This window comes from Microbacterium sp. NPDC087868 (genome assembly GCF_044900755.1).
Lineage (GTDB): Bacteria > Actinomycetota > Actinomycetes > Actinomycetales > Microbacteriaceae > Microbacterium > Microbacterium galbinum.
Map to the genome: position 1 here is coordinate 487,723 of NZ_JBJDNO010000003.1, position 18,304 is coordinate 506,026.

The window sequence follows — 18,304 nt, forward strand, 5'->3', positions numbered from 1 at the left end:
CGGTCATGCGTGTTCCACCCGCATCGTGCGGTCGCCGAAGCGCACGGTGTCGCCCGTGCGCAGCTCGGCGGGGTGCCCGGCGACGAGCGGCGTCTCGGCTCCGTCGCGGATGATCGCGCTCCCGTTCGTCGACGCACGGTCGACCACGAACACACCGCGGCGCGCGGGCATCACGGCCACGTGGGTCTTCGAGACCGACCGGGTCTCATCGGGAACGGGGATCAGCTGCGCCTCCCCCTCGCCCGCCGCGGCGGCGGGTGCGCGGCCGAACAGCGTGGTTCCGCGCACTTCGACGCGCGCGCCCGAGTCGAGCACGAGCACGGCGCGGATACCCTCGCCGACGTCGGCCCGGGGAGCGGATGCCGGAGCGGGCGCCGCCGGAGCCGCGACCGCGGGGCCGGGTTCGGCCTGCGCCGGGGGTGCGGGCTGCGCGACGGCGGGTCCCGGAGCGGGGGCCGCCGGTGCCTGGGGCGGCGCCACGACGGGCCCGGCCGGCACCGAGGCCGGCGGTGCGGGCGAGGGCACGGCCGGAGCGGGAGCTGCGGCCGGGGCGACCGGGAACGCGGGAGGGGCGCCGGTCGCGAGCGACGGCGGCACCGCCGCGACCATCGAGCCCGGAGCGGCGGCATCCGTCTTCTCCGGCTGCGGCGTCTGCGACCGATGCGCGCCGATGACCCCGCCGGAGAGACGCGCGCTCGGCACGTACTCGGCGGGGGCGTCACGGTCGACCGGGGTGGCGAGCGAGGGCAGCGGCGCCTTCGCCTCGTGCTCCGAGATCTTGACGCTCTTGCGGGCGATGCGCATGCGCTTCTGGTCGTAGGGGTTGAGGCCCCGGCGCACGTCGACGAACCAGGTGCCGGCGGCGAGGTCGAGCCACCCGCGCCCGCGACGTTCGATGTCGAAGAGCGGCGACAGGGCGATCACGAGCACCGGGCCGATCACGGGCACGATGAGCGAGGCGGAGGCGACGAGGTAGCGCACGACCGCTCCGCGCCAGAACTTCGGGCGTTCGAGGGTGCGCACGTTCACCGAGCGGATGCCGCACACCGCCTTGCCCAGCGTCACACCCTTTCGCCCGTGCATCACCAGTTGCACGATCACGTAGGCCAGGGTCAGCACCTGCGAGACGGCCAGCGCGACGATCACCCAGACCAGGTCGCCCCGGGCGAAGAACGCATCGACGTCGAACCCGCCGGAGGCGATGTCGGCGAGGATCGGAGGCAGCACGATGAGGGCGGGCAGGGCGAGGAGCACGGCGACGGCCGCCTCGAGGAGCGAGGCGAGCACGCGCGATCCCTTGCGCGCGGGCAGCAGCCCGAGCGAGGCGGCGTAGGCGGGATCCGGGCGTCCGTGCGCGTCGAGACCCTCGACGACGGACGCGCCGTCGTCGATCTCCCAGATCACTCCTGCTCCCCTTCGACCTCGTCGGCGTGCGAGATGTCGAGCAACGGGAGGTCCTCGCGACTGACGAGGCGCGAGGCGATCACGTGCTCGACGAGGCGGGCACGGCGGTTGGTGGCGAAGCTGCGCTGCCCTCCGCGCATACCGGGCACGCCCACACGGTCGAACTTGTCGCACACGTTGTCGAGCTTGCGGTTGAAGCGGGTGACGGTCCAGCCCAGGCGCTCGGCGGCCTTCACCGACGTGGGGATGTCGCTCATACCCGTGCCGTCGCGGCGCAGCTGCGGCTCGGCGAGCGCGAGGATCAGCAGCTTCTGGCTGAGGGTCAGGGGCACGTCCCCGATGGTCGACGCACCGCCGTCGTCATGGTCGCGCCGGGTCGCGCGGAACGCGGGCTCGGCGGCGTGCAGGGTGAGCTCGTAGGTCGTCGGCCCCGCGCTGAAGACCACCGTGGTCTTCTCGAACACCAGGGGCAACCGCGCCCCGGGCGCGAGCCAGGCCTGCACCCCGCCGGCCGAATCGGTCACGGTCGCCGTCAGCCGTGTGCCGACGTTCGACAGCCACCACAGCCCGTCGGCATCCGTGATCTCGAGGAAATGCCGGTGCAGGAAGAGGTTGTCGTCGAGCTCGAGATCCCCCTCCCTCCCCACGATGAATCGTCCCCCGCGCTCGATGGGGAAGTACTCCCCGGCGAACTCGACGGTCACTCCGGTCGTACCGCTCACTCCACGCACCCCCGTACCGGCTCCGAGGCTCTTCCGTCCTCGCGCCGAAGCATCACTTCGATGCACACGATATCGCCCGCCGGGCTCTCGACGTGCACCGTCGTCTCCGCGGTCTGCTTCTGCTCGCCGACATCGTCGAGGCGCACCTGGTGCCAGAGGTAGCTGTCGCCCTCCTGCGGGGAGGGGTTCGTCCAGGTGAACGTGACGGTCGAGCCCTCCCGCGTGCCGGTCGGCGCGGCGAGCGTGGGCACCACGTCCGGCACGACGTCCTGCGGCTGCGCGTCTTCGGATGCCTGAGGGGCGGGTTCGGGCTCGAGGCCCGCGACGAGCAGATTGAGTCCGACGATTCCGCCGATCACGAGCACCACCGCTGCGGCGGCGAGACCGATCCAGAGACCCGTGCGCGAGCGCCGGGCACCCGACGCCGCCGGTGCGGGGGCCTCCGGGGAACCGGGTGCAGGCGGAGCCGGGACGAACGCCGGGGTCTCGGGCGCGACCACCTGCGGCGCGCGGAGCAGCGTGTGCTCGTCGTCGGGGACGGGCGGGGGCACCGGCACGGCCGAGGGACGCAGCTGCGTCTGCTCGAACGCCGAGGGCGCGACCGGTGCGTCGAAGCGGGGCACCTCCGGCGTGCGCGGCGGGGTGTGGCGCTGCGTCGTGGCCGAGGGCCGCGTCGACGTGGCCATGTCGGGGTCGATGCTGACGACCTCGCGCACCCGGGTCAGGCCGTCGTCGTCGTCTTCGAGCTCTTCGGCGGACGGATGCTCGTCGACGATGTCGATCGGGGTGACCGAGTGCGACAGCTCGATCTGCACCTTCTGCAACGCCCGCGCGAACGCGACCGCGCTCGGGAACCGGTCGTCGGGGTTCTTCGCCATGGCCCGCTCGAGCAGCCGCTGGAGGCTCTCCGGGGAGTCGGGTCGGCCGAGGTGCGGCAGGGCCGCGCGCTCGATGCGCTCGATGAGGTCGGCGCTGGAGTTGCGCTCACCCGGTCGCTCGAACGGCGAGCGCCCGGCGAGCAGGGTGAACAGCGTCGCTCCGAGTGCCCAGACGTCGGTGCGCGGGCCGCTCGTGGGCGGCTCGGCGAACGACTCGGGCGGCGACCACGGGATCGACATGCCGGATGCCTCGGTCGTCGCACCGGTGGTCGACGCGATGCCGAAGTCGGTGAGGGCCGGGCGGTTGTACTCGGTGACGAGGATGTTCGCGGGCTTGATGTCGCGGTGCAGCACCCCGGCGCGATGCGCCGTCTCGACGGCGCCGGCGACCTGCACGCCGACGCGCAGCGCCTCGGCGACCGAGAACGGCTCCTTGCGGGCGCGCAGCTGCAGGTTCGGGCGCGGGCAGTACTCCATGACGAGGTACGGGCGGCCGTCGCCCGCGACACCGGCCTGGTAGATCGTGACGATCGCGGGGTGCGTCGAGAGCATCGCCATGACGTTGGCCTCGTCGGCGAACTCCTGGGCGGACCCGCTCGAGATGCGGTCGGCGAGCAGCACCTTCACGGCGACCCGGCGGCGCGGCATCTCCTGCTCGTAGAGGAAGACGTCGGCGAAGCCGCCCGTGCCCAGCGGCTCCACGTAGGTGAAGCCGGGAAGGACGGGCGGCGGTGACGGGCGACGATTCACGGCAGGTCCTCGAAGGCGACGGTGATCCCGTCGCCGAGGTCCACCACGTCGCCGGTGAGCACGAGCGTCTGCTCCCCCGGGTGCAGGCGCACGGGGTCGGCGCCCGGACGCAGCAGCGTCGACCCGTTCGTGGTGTGCAGGTCGATCACGACCACGGTGTCGCCCTCGGGGCGCACCTCGAGGTGGCTGCGGGAGATGTCCTGCTGCGGGCTCTCGACCGCGATCAGGTGCGGGAGGCTCGCCCCGCTGGCCCGCGTGGAGCGCGGACGACGCCCGATGATCACGGTGCGGTCGAGTTCGACGACCTGTCCGCTCGACACCCGCAGACGGCCGATGGTCGGGCCGTCGGATGCTCCCGCGACGGGCAGCACGGCGGTCGGCGTCTCGTCGGCCGAGGCGGGCTGCTGCCGCAGGGCGCGCAGTTCGGCGGCCGAGATCGTCGCACCGTCGTGGTCGCCCTGGGCGGGGAGTGGCGGCACCGGCGGGGCATCGGCCGGCGCCGGTGCGGTGTGCACCGTCGCCCCGAAGAGCTGGTCGAAGATGTCGTCGTCGTCGGGGGTGATCGTGTCTTCGGTGGGCACCAGGGTGGCATCCTCGATGACGGGCAGAGGAGCCGAGTCGGAGGACTGCTCGGGGATCTCCTCGGTCACCGGCGCGACCGGCGGCTCAGCCACGGGGGCATCAGCCACGGGAGCATCCGGCACGGGAGGCGCGGCCGGAGGCGTCACGGCCGAGGGCACGGGCGGGGGCGTCACGACCGGGGGCAACACGACCGGGGGCACCGGGACGGCACCGACGAGCGGGGCGCTGATGGCGACATCCGCTCCGAGCGCTGCACCTCCGAGCGCTGCACCGCCGAACAGGGCGAGCGGCACCGGGGCGGCGGCGAGCGCCGTGGCCGAGGCGCCCTCGTGCGTGGCGACGACGACCGGCGCCGGCCCGAGCGCACCCGTCAGCGGAGCGGCGTCGTCGGATTCGAGATCGGCGCTCACCGCGGCCGCGCGCACGATTCCGGTATGCACCGGCAGGCCCGCGTCGCCCTCGACGGTCTCGACGGTGATCTCGATGCGCGTGGCTCCGCCGATGAAGCGCTCGCTCCACGTCGTCACCTCGGCGCCGGAGAGTTCATGCGCGCCGTCGACCGCGGTCACGCGGGCGGCGACCCCGCCGCGCAGCGCGATGCGCACATCGGCGCCCTCGGCGACCGCCGCGACGAACGGCGGCAGCGCGGTGAACGACCCGCCCGCCTGCGTCGTGAGCACGTCGACCACCGTCGCCAGCGTCTTGTGCGCGGGGAGCCGCTCCCAGAGCGTCGACACGACCTCGGTCGGGGCATCCGGCGGCAACGCGACGAGCGCGCCGGGGATCACGATGAGATTCCACTGGCCCGGGCGATAGATGGTCTGCATCAGCGACCCCCTCCTGCTGCGGCTTCACGCGGACGCGTGTTCATGTCGATGTCGTCGTCGGTGGCGAGCAGTGTGCCCGGGCGCGAGGCGACCGAGACGGCATCGGCGATGACGACGGTGATGTTGTCGCGCCCGCCGGCTGCCACGGCCGCCTCGATGAGCGCGTCGGCAGCCCGCTGCGGGTCGGGCGTCGTGCCGAGGATGTCGCGGATGCGCTCGTCCGACACCTCCGAGGTGAGGCCGTCGGAGCACACCAGCATCCGATCGCCCAGCTCGGCCGGGAACATCCAGTAGTCCGCGTCGCCGGTGCTGGAGGCGCCGATCGCCCGGGTGATGATGTTGCGCCGACGATCGGTGAGCGCGTCGAGCGGCGTGAGCTCGCCCGCCTCGATGAGTTCCTGCACGACCGAGTGGTCGACGGTGATCTGCTCGAGCTCGCGGTCGGCGAAGCGGTAGGTGCGCGAGTCTCCGATGTTCACCGCGAGCCAGTAGCCCATGCCGTCGACATCGGCGATCACGACGCCGCTGAGCGTCGTGCCCGCACGGCCGTTGCCCGAGGTCGACAGCTCCTCGACACGCTCGCGGGCCGTGGCCAGCGCCCGGCGCACGTCGTCGAGTTCGAGCGCCGCGCGCCCGATCGAGAAGGCGAACTCGGCGATGACGGCCGCACTCGCGCGCTCCCCCGCCTCATGCCCGCCCATGCCGTCGGCGACGACGAACACGGGCGAGGTGGCGAGGTAGGCGTCCTCGTTGAGCGGTCGGCGCAGACCCGCGTGCGTCGCCGCCCCCGACGAGACGACCAGTCCGGGCCTCATGCGTAGCCCCCGACCGTGACGATGCGGTCGCCGATCTCGATCGCGTCACCGAGCCGGATCGGCACGCGCTGACCGGGCGGGCAGGCGATGCGCTGCCCCTCGCGCACGATCGTGGTGCCGTTGGTCGAGTGGCGATCGAGCACCCATCCGCCCGAGGTCTCGGCGGCGGCCTCGAAGTGAGTCTTCGACAGCGAGAGCGTCTCGTCGCGCACCGCGACCGTCGCCGCGCCCTCCTCCGGGGAGGGGTTGCGGCCGAAGACCGTGCGCCGCGAGACCGACACGCGGGTGCCGTCGTCCCACGTGAAGACGAGACGGTGCCCGGGGATGCTGATGCGGGTCGACTCGACGTCGGGGTCGTCGACGAGCGGTGCCGGGGCGGGCGCAGCCGGCGCGGCCGCGGCGGCCGGGGCGGGCGCGGCAGGCGCGGCGGGCGCGGCAGGCGCCGGTGCGGCGACCGGTGCCGGGGGCGCGGGCGGCGTCGGCGCGGATGCCGGGGCGACGGGCTCGGGCTCGGCGGGGGCCGAGGCCTGGGGCTGCGGCGGGCGGGGCGGAGCATCCTGCGTCACGCCGGGGACGAAGGCGATCAGGTCGCCACCCTCGCCGATCGGCGCGGCCGGTGTCACCGGCGTCGCCGGGGCGGGGAACACGGGCGCCGACGGCGCGTAGGCCTCGGCGGGAGCGGGCGGGCTCTGCGGAACCCCCGCGGCGGCGGGAGGAGCAGCGGGCGACTGACCGGGAGCGGCCGGCGGTGCGTAGGGCGAGACCCCCGCGTGCGGGGCCGACGCGTGCGGGGCCGGGGCATGCGGCGCCCCGTACGATCCGGGGTGGGGCAGACCCGGGATCGCGGGCGGCTGCGACGGAGCGGTCGGCGCGGGGGACGTCGGCGACGCACCGTCGACGATCGGCATCGCCGTGGTCGCCGGTGCCGCGATCGGCACGATCCCGCCCTCGGCGCGGGCGTCGAGCACGAGCGAACGGCCGACCTTGTCGTGCCATCCCTGGAAGCGACCCGATCCGTCGAACAGCGGCGTGAAGTACCCCACGACGATGCCGGCGGCGAGACCGAAGATGATGTTGCGCAGCAGGGCGCGGCCGAAGCCGATGGACGACCCGTCGGTCTCCGACACGAGGCGCAGGCCCTGAGCGCGCATGCCGATGGAGCCCGCACCGGCCTGCATGTTCGTGTAGACCACAAACCAGCCCAGCAGCACGAGCCCGACGAGCGGCCCGCCGATGGTCACCGTGAGCAACGACGCCTCGAGCCCACCCGAGAGCGCGGTGGCGATGCCGAGCACCACGCTGAGCACGATGGCCAGACCGCCGGCGATCAACGCGTCGATGAGGTACGCGACCGCGCGTCGGGAGATCGGGGCGATCTGACCGAAGGGGAGCTGGGTCATGGGTTCTCGCTCTCGGGGGCGGTGGTGCGGTCGTTGTTCTCGATGGTGCCAGGTTCGCGGCGTGCGCGCGCGTCCGAGGAGTCGGCGACGCGGGCGGCAGCGGCATCCTTCAGGTTCTGGAAGCCGTGCGAGAGAGCCGTTCCGCCGAGGAGCGAGCGCAGATTCGCCCGCGCCTTCCAGCGCCGCCAGAAGCCGGCCTCCTTGCCCAGGCCTCCGACGATGTCGTCGACCTCGCTCCAGAACGCCTCGACATCGGCGGGCGTCGGATCGGTCGGGCCGAAGATCTCGGCATCCGCCCGCTGCGCCAGCGCGGCCGCCTTCGGCACATCGAGCGTGGCGACGACGGTCGCGGCGTCCTCGACGCGCGTGCCTCCCGGAGCGATCCGCGCGCCGTAGTCCGTCGCGCGATCGGTGAGCTCGTCCCAGCCGCCGCTGATGCGGTCGGAGGTGCGCGCGGCGCTGCGACGCGCACGGCGCTTGGCCGCCTTCCACGCGCCGATCACGATGAAGGGCGAGGCGAGGATGGCGAGGATCGCGAGCGTGATGCCGCCGATCGCGAGGATCGCGCCCAGGATGCCGAGGATGTTGAGCGTCTCGTCCTCGGACTTGCGGTCATCGGGCAGCGTCGGGGGCAGATCGACCGGCTCCTGCGGCGGGGGCGGCGGCTGCAGCACCTGCGGCTTCGGATCGACGCGCGGCTTGGTGTTCTGGTCGTTCGGCACCTGGTCCTCGGGAGGAGTCGGGTTGAACGGCAGCCAGCCCACGCCCTCGAAGTTCACCTCGACCCAGGCGTGGACGTCGTCGCCGGTGGCGGCGAACTCGGCGGCTTTCGCGTCTTCCTCGTCGGGGTAGTACCCCATCACGACGCGTGCGGGGATGCCGACCTCGCGGGCGAGCAGAGCCATCGCGACGGCGTACTGCTCGTCGTCGCCGATCATCTGGTCGCCGCCTACGAGGGTCGAGATGCGCTCGGCCGTGTGGCCGGCGCGCGAGATGACCTCGCCCTCCAGGCCGTGGCTGAAGAACCCGCCGTCGGCCAGCATCGTCTCGAGCGCCCGCACCTGCTCGATCGGGGACTCGGCATCCGCGACCGTCTCGGCCGCGAGCGAGGTGAGCTCCTCGGGCACGTTGCTCTGCTTGGGCTGGGTGACGTTGCCGAACGCGACCTCGGCGAGCCGGTCGTCGTCGATCTCGTTCGGGATGACGGTATCGACCGTGTAGGTGTCGCCCGCCGTGAGCCGGGGCGTCGCCACCGCGGTGCCGGTCTCGGTGTTGTAGAACGTGCCGCGGCGCAGCTCTTCGGCGCGGTCGCCCGTGTACTCGATCTCGGAGACCGCACCGGCATCCGGAACCCACACACCGCCGTACTCGGCGATCTCGACCTGCAGCGTGACCGGGATCCCCTCGGCCTCGGGCGACATGTCGGAGCGCAGCGGAGTGAACGCGCTCGACGACCCCGGTCCCCCGTCGGTGACGTTGTAGACCATGCCGTCGAACTGGTCCATGACCGCGATGCGGATGCGTGCCTTCTCGGGCAGTCCACGCACGGTGAAGAGCGTCTTGACCTTCTCGTCGCGCACGTTCTTGCGGAACGCCTGCAGCGGGCTCGGGTAGTCGCGGATGTCGAACGGCGGGATGATCACGTCGCGGAACACGTGGCGGGTCTCGGCGGGAGCGGCGATGGCCGACGAGGCGATGCCCGCTCCCCCGGCGATCGCGAGCACGGCCGCTCCGGCCAGCAACCGGCGCAGGCGCATGTGGGCGGCGCGCGAGGGGTCGACCTCGCTCACCGAGACGGCCGAGTTCTGCGGGGCCCACAGCTGACGCAGTGCCATCCAGGTGATGGCCACGACCGCGAACACGAGTCCCTGCACGAGCGGGAACGCGGCCTCGGGAGTGCCGAGCGCGATCACCAGCACGAGCAGCGTGCCCGCGGGGATCAGCGCCCAGGCCACGTTCGACAGCCGAAGAGCGAGCGAGGCCGTGACGGTCGACGCCACGAGGGCCAGCAGGAACGGTACGAGCAGGTGGCCGTCGGCGGCCGAGACCGGGGCGACGGTCGTGAGCATCTGCTTCCACGACGTCACCACGCCCAGCGCGAGCTTCTGGAGCGTCTCGAGCGTGGGCACGAAACCGGCGATGGTCGTGCCGGGCAACGCGAGCGCTCCGCCGAAGACGAAGTACACGGCGATCGTGAGACCGGTGATGATCAGGATGCCCCAGCGACGCCAGGCCGAGACGCCGGCGACCGCCAGGCCGAGGAGGAGTCCGCCGATCGCCGCGGGCAGGAACGACCCGCCGGCGAAGGTGGGCCAGAAGCCGAGGAGTATGGCGCCGACGAGCAGGGCGGTGGCGACGAGATCGAGGATCCAGCGGCGCAGCGGAAGGGCGGTCGGCGCGGCCGGGATCGCGGGCGCGGTCATGCGAGCACCTTCTTCAGGGCGAGGGGGATCTGCTCGAGCGCGCCGATCGTGACGACGTCGGCGTCGCCGATGCGCCGCAGCTCGGGCGAGGAGAGCGTGGAGTCGGTGACGATCGCGAGCACGCGCGCGCCGAAGGGCAGGCGCGCGCACGCGAGCCGCAGGTCTTCGGTGCGCACCTTCGACCCGCACACCAGCACGACGATGCTGGCGAGCGGCATGCTCGCGGCGAGCACGCCGGCGAGTTCGGCGATGCCGCCCTCGCGGGGTTTGGAGTTCTCGACGGCCGAGAGCGAGTCGAGCAGCTGCTTGCCGGTGCTCGAGGGCAGCTCCCTGCCCTGCACCCGCATGTCGACGCGCTGCGAATCCCGCAGCGCGCGCAGGCCGATCGATCCGGCGGCCGAGATCGCGAGCTCGAAGTCCTCGTCACGGGCGTAGTCGCCGGTCGAGCGCGAGAGGCCGATCACGAAGTGCGAACGACGGGTCTCCTCGTACTGCCGCACCATCATGGTGCCGGTGCGGGCGGTCGACTTCCAGTGCACGTGACGCAGGTCGTCGCCGGGCTGGTACTCGAGGAGGGCGTGGAACGAGACGTCGTCGCGCGACAGGTCGGCCGCCGGCATCCCCTCGAGGTCGCGCAGGAAGCCGAGCGACTGACCGTCGAAGAGGATCGTGCGCGGGTGCACGAACAGGTCGACCGGGTCGTCGCTGCGGCGGGCGCGCTCGAAGAGACCGAGCGGATCGCCGCGCACGACGCTCACCGGGCCGACCTTCACGACGCCGCGCTTCTGCGTCGGGATCGCGAAGAGCTCCTCGGCCTCGGCTCCCGGGGCGAGGCGCTGGATGCCGAACTCTCCTCGTCCCGACCCCACCGGCAGCACCACGCGCGAGGGCAGGATGGCGCGCGTTCCGAGGTTGGCGAGCTTCAGGGCGCCGATCGCCCGCTCCCCCACCACGACCCGGGTGCGGGCGAGGTCGAGCGAGACGTCGTAGGCCGTGCGGCCGATGAGGAACAGAGCGCACAGCGCGACGACGATCGCGATGACGAGGGCGGTGATCGTGAACTCCGCCCACCCGGCGACCTGCCCGAGGATCCAGAATCCGACCGCCAGGCCCATGAGGACCCACGCGAGCGGGCGCACCGCCTGCGCGATGAGACGGAGGCGCGCGAGCATCCGCACAGCCAAGACCGCCGCGATGTCGCGCCAGCCGGCGTCGCGGTCGATCGTGGGGTGCGTGCTCTGCAGGGCCTCCGTGGTCATCAGGCCGCCGTTCGCGCCTGCGGGGCCGCCACGGAGTCGAGAACCCGCGCGATCACGGTCTCGCTCGACGTTCCGGCGAATTCGGCCTCGGCGTCGAGCAGCATGCGGTGCTGCCAGACGGGGCGGGCGAGGACCTTGATGTCGTCGGGCAGCACGAAGTGGCGGCCGTGGGCGGCGGCCCAGACCTTCGCGATGCGGATCATCGCGATCGCCCCGCGCACCGAGACTCCGAGGCGGGTCGCCGAGTCGGTGCGGGTCGCCTCGGCGAGCTCGGCGGTGTACCGCAGCACGGCGGGCTCGACGTGCACGGTGGCGGCGAGGTCGGCCATATCGGCGACCGCGCTGGTGGTGATGATCGCGCCGAGGCCGGCGGAGGGGTTGCGGTCGGATGCCCCGGCCAGGATGCTCTCGGTGACGGCGAGGTCGGGGTAGCCGATCGACGTCTTGATGAGGAAGCGGTCGAGCTGGGCCTCGGGGAGCTTGTAGGTTCCGGCCTGCTCGATGGGGTTCTGCGTCGCGATGACGAGGAACGGGCGCCCGGTCTCATGCGTGACGCCGTCGACGGTGACGCGCGACTCCTCCATGACCTCGAGGAGTGCGGACTGCGTCTTCGGCGAGGCGCGGTTGATCTCGTCGGCGAGCACGATCGACGCGAAGATCGGCCCCTTGTGGAACTCGAACCGGTGCTGCTGCTGGTCGTAGATCGTCACGCCGGTCACGTCGGACGGCAGCAGGTCGGGGGTGAACTGGATGCGCGCGCTGGTGCCCTGCACGGTGGCGGCGAGAGCCTTCGCGAGGCTCGTCTTGCCCGTCCCCGGCGCATCCTCGAGCAGCACGTGCCCCTCGGCGAGCATCGCGGAGATCACCAGGCCGACGATCTCCTGCTTGCCCTGCACCGCCTTGTCGACGTTCTCGACGAGACGGTGGAAGGTGCCCTGGAACCAGGTGGCCTGCTCGGGAGTCATGGTCATGAGTGTGTCGTTCCCTGTTCTCGTGGGGTGTCTTCGTGTGCGGGGGCGTGGTGCGGCATCACTGCCAGACCCTGTGCTCGTAGGCCGTGCCGTCGATGACGACCCAGGCCTCGATCGTTCCGCGGCGCATGCCGAGGTAGCAGCCGATCCGCTCCTCGTAGTTGCCGTTGCCGTCGGTCGTGACGTTGCGGCCGCCGAACGTGCCGCCGTACGGTGCGGGAGCGTTGCTCGCGCACTGCAGGTACATCGTCTTGTTGGGCGGGAAGTCGCGCATCGTGACGTAGAAGTACGAGCAGGTGCCGTCGTTGCAGTTGGGCTGGCCGTTCGCGTTGCCGCTCGAGGTCACCCAGGCCTTGGGCGGCGGCTTCGAGCCGGAGGTCTCGCTGGCGGATCGTTCGATCGTCTGACCGGCGGAGTCCGTCACGCGCACCGTGATGGAGTGCTGCTGACTGTAGCCGTTGCCGACCGTGCGCGAGCCGGTCGCGCCGACGCCCTCCCATCCGCCGCCGTCGATCCGGATCTGCACCGAGCTCAGCTCGCGGCCGTTCATCGACTGGTTGCCGTTCCACGAGAACGTCACGCTGGTGGCGTTCTGCTGCGTCGAGAGGCCGGGTTGGCTGAGCGGCCCGTAGGGACGGCCCGACCGCGTGGCAGAGCCGTCGCTGGCGTAGGTCGTGCCGTCGACGGTGGCGACCGCGCGCAGCACCACGTTGTAGGTCGTGCCGTTGGTGAGGCCCGAGATCACGTTGTTGCCCGGGATGCCTGCCCAGCTCCCCCCGCCGTTGAGCGAGTACTGGTACTGCACCTCGTTCTCACGGGCGCCATTGCGCGCGCCCGGTGTCCACGCGAGCGTGAGTGCCCGGTCGCCGTCGGTGACCGACGAGAACGACGGCGCACTGGGCTTGTTGACGCCACGGCGCGGCGCCGACATCGGGCTCCACTCACCCCAGCCCGCCTTGTTGATCGCGCGGATGCGGTAGGTGTACGGCGTCTCGGAGGTCGAGACCGTGACCGCCTGCGTGCGCGCTCCGGCATTCGGAGTGAGGGTGTTGCGGAGGGTGTTGCCCTCCCACACCTCGAGCTGGAAGGAGTCGATCGCGTCGCCGTTGGCGCTGCCGGGCTCCCACGAGACCTGCATCTGCGCCTGGTTGCCGACGCCCTGGATCTCGGCGGTCGTGGGCGCGGCGGCGGGCATCGGGGGTCCTGCCGGGATCTCGGATGCCGACCATCCGCTCCAGCTCGACGGCTCGGGCGCGCGGTTGTGGGCCTGAACGCGCACCTGGTAGTTGCCGCCGTTCTCGAGGCCCTCCCAGGTCATGGAGTTGCCCGTGACCTGCTTCTGCGTTACGCCGGACGGCGGGGCGGGCGAGATCTCGAGGGTGTAGCTCTCGACCGGCGACCCCGGGGTGGTGGGCGTCTGCCAGCTCACGTCGAGCGACTTGTCGCCGAACTTCAGGGTCGGCGAGTTCGGGGTGTCGGGGCGCGCGTCCGGACGCGCGATCGCCGAACCGCCCGAGGGCTCGGACTCGCCGACACGGTTGGTGGCCGTGACCTGGAACGAGTACTCGACGTTGTTGGTGAGGCCGTCGAGGGTGCAGGTCGTCGAGCCGCACTCCTTCGAGTACGGATTTCCGGTCACCGAGCGCACCGTGTACTTCGTGATCTCGGCGCCGTTGTTCGACGGTGCGCCGTACGAGACGACGACCGTGCGATCCTGCACGCTCGACACCGTGGGGGTGCCCGGGGCATCCGGCACACCCTGCACGGTCACGATGATCTGGCCGTTGGCCTCGCGGTCGGGATCCTTCGTGGCGTCCTGGATGCGGTAGCGCACGACCATGGTGCCGACGAAGTCCGCGGCGGGAGTCACCACGACCTCGTCGCCCTGCACCTCGGCACCGCCCGACCCCGACTCGGTCGACGCGTTCATGAGCTTGAGCGGCGTCTCGGGGAACGGGTTGAAGTCGTTCGCGAGCACGGGCACCGTGATGCTCTTGCCCTGGTCGGCCTCCGAGATCGTGTCGGTGTTGGCGGCCGGGAGCGGACGAGTCGACGCCCCGACGCGCACCGTCACCGTGCCCTCGACGGGGTCGGTCGTGCCGTCGGAGATCTCGAGCTTGAGCGAGGCGACCGTGCCCTTCGCGACATCCGAGCCCGCCTCGACGAGCAGCTCCTGTCCATCGATGCGCGCGCTGATGCCGTCGCCCGCGCCGCTGACGTACTTGTACGTGTGCACGCCGGCGTCTTCGGGATCGGGGTCGGTCGTCAGCGGCACGAGATCGAGGCTCACGGGGTCCTCGCCCGCGGCGACGACCATCTCGGTGCCGATGAACTCGGGCTGCTGGTTGTCGGGCGGCAGCACGTTGATCGGGATGCTCAGCGTGGCCTTGCGCCCCTCGGGGTCGTCGGGCCCGGTGCCGTCGGTGACCTCGAAGGTGAGCGCGTCCTGCCCGAAGTAGCCGTCGGCCGAGGTGTAGACCAGCGTGGTCTCGTCCTGCACGAGGTCGGCGCCGTTCGCGTGCACGGCGCTCACGCGGGCGTGCTCGGTGATGCGGGCCGTGCCGCCGCCGGCGACCGTGACGTAGTCGGCGAGCGGCACTTCCTTGGTCTCGCCGCTCATGACCTCGAGCGGCTCGGTGGAGTCGAGGATCGGGCGCAGGTCGGACTCGGCCGGCACGAAGATGAACGCGGATGCCTCGAGGCCGTCCTGGTCGGTGAGGGTGTAGCGGATGAGCTGGAGCTCTTCCGTGACGGTGACCCGCACCATCCCGTTCTCCAGCTGCGTCGCGCCCTCACCGAGGGTCACCTCGAGCCGGTCGGTGGTGCCGTCGGGGTCTTCGTCGTTCGCGAGGATGTCGATGTCGGCATCCATCGTCCCCTCGGTGAGGTCGGTGGGCCGCACGCGGTCGTCGCGGGCGATCGGCGCCTGCAGCGGCACGTCGTCGTCGACCGTGATCTGCAGCGCGGCGGTCGCGGTCGCGCCGCGGGTGTCGCGGATCGTGTACTGCAGCGAGGTCTCGAGCGGACGATCCGGCGCCTGCACGAGCACGCGATCGCCCGAGACGCGCGCTTCGATGCCCGTCTCGGTGGGCACCTCGAGGCCGTCTTCGACCAGCACGATCTTGTCGCCCTCGGGGTCGGAGTCGTTCTCCATCACGGGCACGGCGATCTCACGACCGGGTCGCACGACGACGGCATCCTTCACCGCATACGGTGCCTGGTTGACCTTCTCGGCGGGGGCGATGCCGACGCGGATCGTCGCGATGCCCTCCTTGCCGAGGCGATCGCGCACCCGGTACTTGAACACGTCGACACCGGCCGAGCCGTCGAAGGCCTCGTAGGTGAAGTAGTTCTGCGCGGTCTCGGTGATGCGGCCCTTGGTCGGGTTGGAGGCGATGTCGATCAGCTCGACCGAGTCGCCGTCGGCGTCGATGCCGTCGAGCGGCACCGCGATGTTGGCGGTCGACCCGGCGAGCACCCGCGCCACGAGGTCCTGCGGGCGCGGAGCGGCGTTCGTCTCCTCGTCGACCGGCAGGATCTGGATGGTGACGTAGCCGGCATCCTTCTGTTGACGTGAATCGACGGCTTCGTAGGTCAGGTAGACCGTTTTCGCGACCGGGCCGGCCTTGAAGCGCACCGTGTCCTGCGACACGAAGGCCTCGCCGTCCTCGGGGTCGACGAGCGGCTCCACGAGTTCGGGCACGACGTGCAGCACGTCGTCGTTCGGGTGGGTGTCGTTGTCGAGCACCGGGATCGTGACGACGTCACCCGCGCGCACGGTCGCGGTGTCGTCGTTCACGACGGGTTGGAGCAACTTGTCGGGCGCCGGGATCGGGATGACCACGACCTCGCCCTCGGCCGACTTCGAGCCGTTCGAGATGCGGTACGTGATGCGCGCCTGATCGGTCAGCGCGCCCTGGTCGGTGATGCGCAGCGTCTCGTGGTTGATGACCGACACCGAGATGCCGGAGTCCTCCTCGATCGACACCGACTGCACGACGAGGATGCCGCCCGCGGGGTCGACGTCGTTCGCGAGCACACCCACGAGCACGTCGCCACCGGTGGGCAGAAGTGCGACGTCGCGCACGGCGACCGGGGGCAGATCGGTCTCGGTCGCCTCGAGCACGTCGACGCGCACGATGCCCTCGCCGTTCTCGGGACCGGCGGTCGCGAGGTACAGCACGTAGTAGGTGTCGGCCTTGTCGGCGCTGAAGGTGAACGTCTTGTTCGGGGCGTCGGGCAGCACGGTGGCGCCGGGCACCTCGCTCACGCGGCCGAGGCGCAGTGGCTCGCGGCCCGAACTGGTGTCGTTCGCGAGCGGGGCGATCGTGACCTGCTCGCCGACGCGGGTCACCACGTGATCGGCGTTGGTCTTCGGTTTCGTCGATCCCTCGGGGCGCACGTCGAGGGTGAGGGATGCCGTCGCGCTCTCGCCGTAGCCGTCGGCGACCGTGACCTGCACCTCCTTGCGGCCCTGCAGGCTCGCGGTGGCCTTGTAGGTGATCTGGCCGTCGGTGCTGAAGTCGACCTCGTCACCGGGAGCGGGGACGACGTCCTTCAGATAGACGTCGTCGCCTTCGGGATCGATCCAGTCCGGGAGGATGTTGTACGAGACCGTGCCGCCGGTCTCGATCGTGAGGCTCGTCTTGCGCTTGGGCACCGGAGCGGTGTTGATGCTCTCGTCGTACACCGTGAGGGTGACGGTCGCCGTGTCCTTGCCGTCCCGACCGTCGTCGGCCTCGTAGGTGAAGGTCGCCGAGCCCTTCGCATCCTCTGCGACGGCGATCTGCAGCGAACCCCCGTTCTGCACCTGCTGGATCTCTCCGATCGACGGCTGCGCCTCGACCAGCGTGGCGACCAGCACGTCGCCGTCGGGGTCGTTGTCGTTGTCGAGCACCGGGAGCATGGTCGTGACACCGGGGCGCACGCCGAACGAGTCGTCCTCGGCGATCGGAGGGGTGTTCTCCTCCTTGCGCTCGGGCAGAGTCGTCTCGACGGTCTCCTCGGTGGAGTCGTCCTCGTTCTCGGTCTCGCCCTCGGGCGGGGTGAGGTCGTTCCAGTTATCGACGCGCTGCAGGCTCTCGTCGGCCAGCCAGGCCGCACCGCCGACGGCGTCGTTGAGGATGATGACGTCGCGGTTCACGCGGAACACCAGGCTCTGCGACTCCTCGGCGCCCTCGACCGTCGCGTTGACGTCGTTGGTGCTGCCGGGGCATTCGCGGATGAACGTCGCCGTCCCCGCCCAGGCGCCGTACGTGCAGCCGCGCAGCCAGACCGGCGCGGTGGGAGTTCCGGTGCCCCCGGCCTGGGTCGTGCTCGGCTCGCTGCCGTCGAAGGGCAGACGCACCAGGGCATCCGGGGTGGCGATGGCGACGGCATCCGTCTCGGCGGATGCCTGCTGCAGCACCGCCTCGTTCGCCCCGGGGAGTTCGGCGCGGAAGCCGCCGGGAGAGGTGACGATGCCGGCTGCGGCGTCGAGCACGACCGGGGTCGTGCCGACCACGGTGATGGTGGGCCGTGCGGAGGTGTCGATCTCGCCGACGGAGGCGGCCGAGGGGGCGCCCGCCTCGCCCTCGGCGTCGACGGGGACCGTGACGACCTCGCCCCGCTCGGCCGAGAGACCGTAGACGGTTCCGTCGGTACCGACCGCGACGTCGGCGTCGGCGCCGAGCTCGGCGACCGGGTCCTGCGCCTCGGGTTCGAACCCGGGCACGCCCTGCACGGGGACGACCCACAGCTCGCCCGTCTTCTGATCGAGGATCGCGGTGGTGCGGTTGCCGAGGGCGACCTTCGAGGCGGCGGGGATCGCGGCCGAATCGCCGAGGGCGACGCGGGCGGGATCGACCGCGGTCATCGTGGAGGCGCTCTCGTCGACGACGAGGATGTTCGTGGCATCCTGCAGGATGTCGTAGTTCTCACCCGTCGTGCGCAGCCCGCCGTCGAGCACCGTGGACTCGTGGTTGAAGTGGCCGACCAGCAGGCTCGACGTCTTGGTGATCCAGACACCGCCGTCGTTCAGGTCGACCTTGGTGGTCGGGAAGCCTTCGTAGGTGAAGGCCATGGTGGTGATCGCGATCACACCGACGGTGACGCCGGCGGCTGACGCCAGCGTCTTCGGTCGCGCGCGCATCCAGGACAGCGCCTTCATTCCGTGTTCCCCCCACAGGTCCGTGCTCGACTGGGGCCGAACGGCCTCGGGCCGCTCGGCGCACCTGATCATCCTAACCGCGTGCTGGAATACCGCCGCATGGGGAGAGTTCCCCATGCGGTTCG

Annotated in this window: 10 protein-coding genes; all 10 read right to left on the reverse strand. The window is 71.6% G+C overall.

Annotation, left to right across the window (positions count from 1 at the left end; genetic code table 11):
* Positions 1-3 precede the first annotated feature (3 nt).
* Genes ACI2JZ_RS12585 through ACI2JZ_RS12630 form a run of 10 tightly spaced genes read right to left on the reverse strand, consistent with a single transcriptional unit; the run spans position 4 to position 18,179 of the window.
* Positions 4-1,404 (reverse strand): RDD family protein, encoded by a 1,401-nt coding sequence (locus tag ACI2JZ_RS12585; RefSeq protein ID WP_404597819.1) that lies wholly within the window; start codon positions 1,402-1,404, stop codon positions 4-6.
* A complete protein-coding gene (locus ACI2JZ_RS12590) occupies positions 1,401-2,126 on the reverse strand; it encodes a hypothetical protein (RefSeq protein WP_372491565.1) in 726 nt (241 codons plus the stop codon). Before ACI2JZ_RS12590 ends, ACI2JZ_RS12585 begins: the two co-directional genes overlap by 4 nt.
* A complete protein-coding gene (locus ACI2JZ_RS12595; RefSeq protein WP_404597821.1) occupies positions 2,123-3,754 on the reverse strand; it encodes a serine/threonine-protein kinase in 1,632 nt (543 codons plus the stop codon). The genes ACI2JZ_RS12590 and ACI2JZ_RS12595 overlap by 4 nt, the downstream gene beginning before the upstream one ends.
* Entirely contained in the window at positions 3,751-5,163 is a 1,413-nt protein-coding gene (locus ACI2JZ_RS12600) for an FHA domain-containing protein (protein WP_404597822.1), read from the reverse strand. The genes ACI2JZ_RS12595 and ACI2JZ_RS12600 overlap by 4 nt, the downstream gene beginning before the upstream one ends.
* The gene (locus ACI2JZ_RS12605; protein WP_247623538.1) at positions 5,163-5,978 is read right to left on the reverse strand and encodes a PP2C family serine/threonine-protein phosphatase; all 816 of its coding nucleotides are present in this window, start codon (positions 5,976-5,978) and stop codon (positions 5,163-5,165) included. The genes ACI2JZ_RS12600 and ACI2JZ_RS12605 overlap by 1 nt, the downstream gene beginning before the upstream one ends.
* Positions 5,975-7,378, reverse strand: coding sequence for an RDD family protein (locus tag ACI2JZ_RS12610; RefSeq protein WP_404597824.1), 1,404 nt, complete (start codon positions 7,376-7,378; stop codon positions 5,975-5,977). Before ACI2JZ_RS12610 ends, ACI2JZ_RS12605 begins: the two co-directional genes overlap by 4 nt.
* Positions 7,375-9,801 (reverse strand): transglutaminaseTgpA domain-containing protein, encoded by a 2,427-nt coding sequence (locus tag ACI2JZ_RS12615; RefSeq protein WP_404597826.1) that lies wholly within the window; start codon positions 9,799-9,801, stop codon positions 7,375-7,377. Before ACI2JZ_RS12615 ends, ACI2JZ_RS12610 begins: the two co-directional genes overlap by 4 nt.
* Entirely contained in the window at positions 9,798-11,060 is a 1,263-nt protein-coding gene (locus ACI2JZ_RS12620) for a DUF58 domain-containing protein (protein WP_404597827.1), read from the reverse strand. The genes ACI2JZ_RS12615 and ACI2JZ_RS12620 overlap by 4 nt, the downstream gene beginning before the upstream one ends.
* On the reverse strand, positions 11,060-12,031 hold the full coding sequence (locus tag ACI2JZ_RS12625; RefSeq protein WP_247623542.1) for a MoxR family ATPase: 972 nt from the start codon (positions 12,029-12,031) through the stop codon (positions 11,060-11,062). Before ACI2JZ_RS12625 ends, ACI2JZ_RS12620 begins: the two co-directional genes overlap by 1 nt.
* Before the next feature lie 58 nt (positions 12,032-12,089).
* Positions 12,090-18,179, reverse strand: coding sequence for an Ig-like domain-containing protein (locus ACI2JZ_RS12630; protein ID WP_404597830.1), 6,090 nt, complete (start codon positions 18,177-18,179; stop codon positions 12,090-12,092).
* Positions 18,180-18,304: the final 125 nt, after the last annotated feature.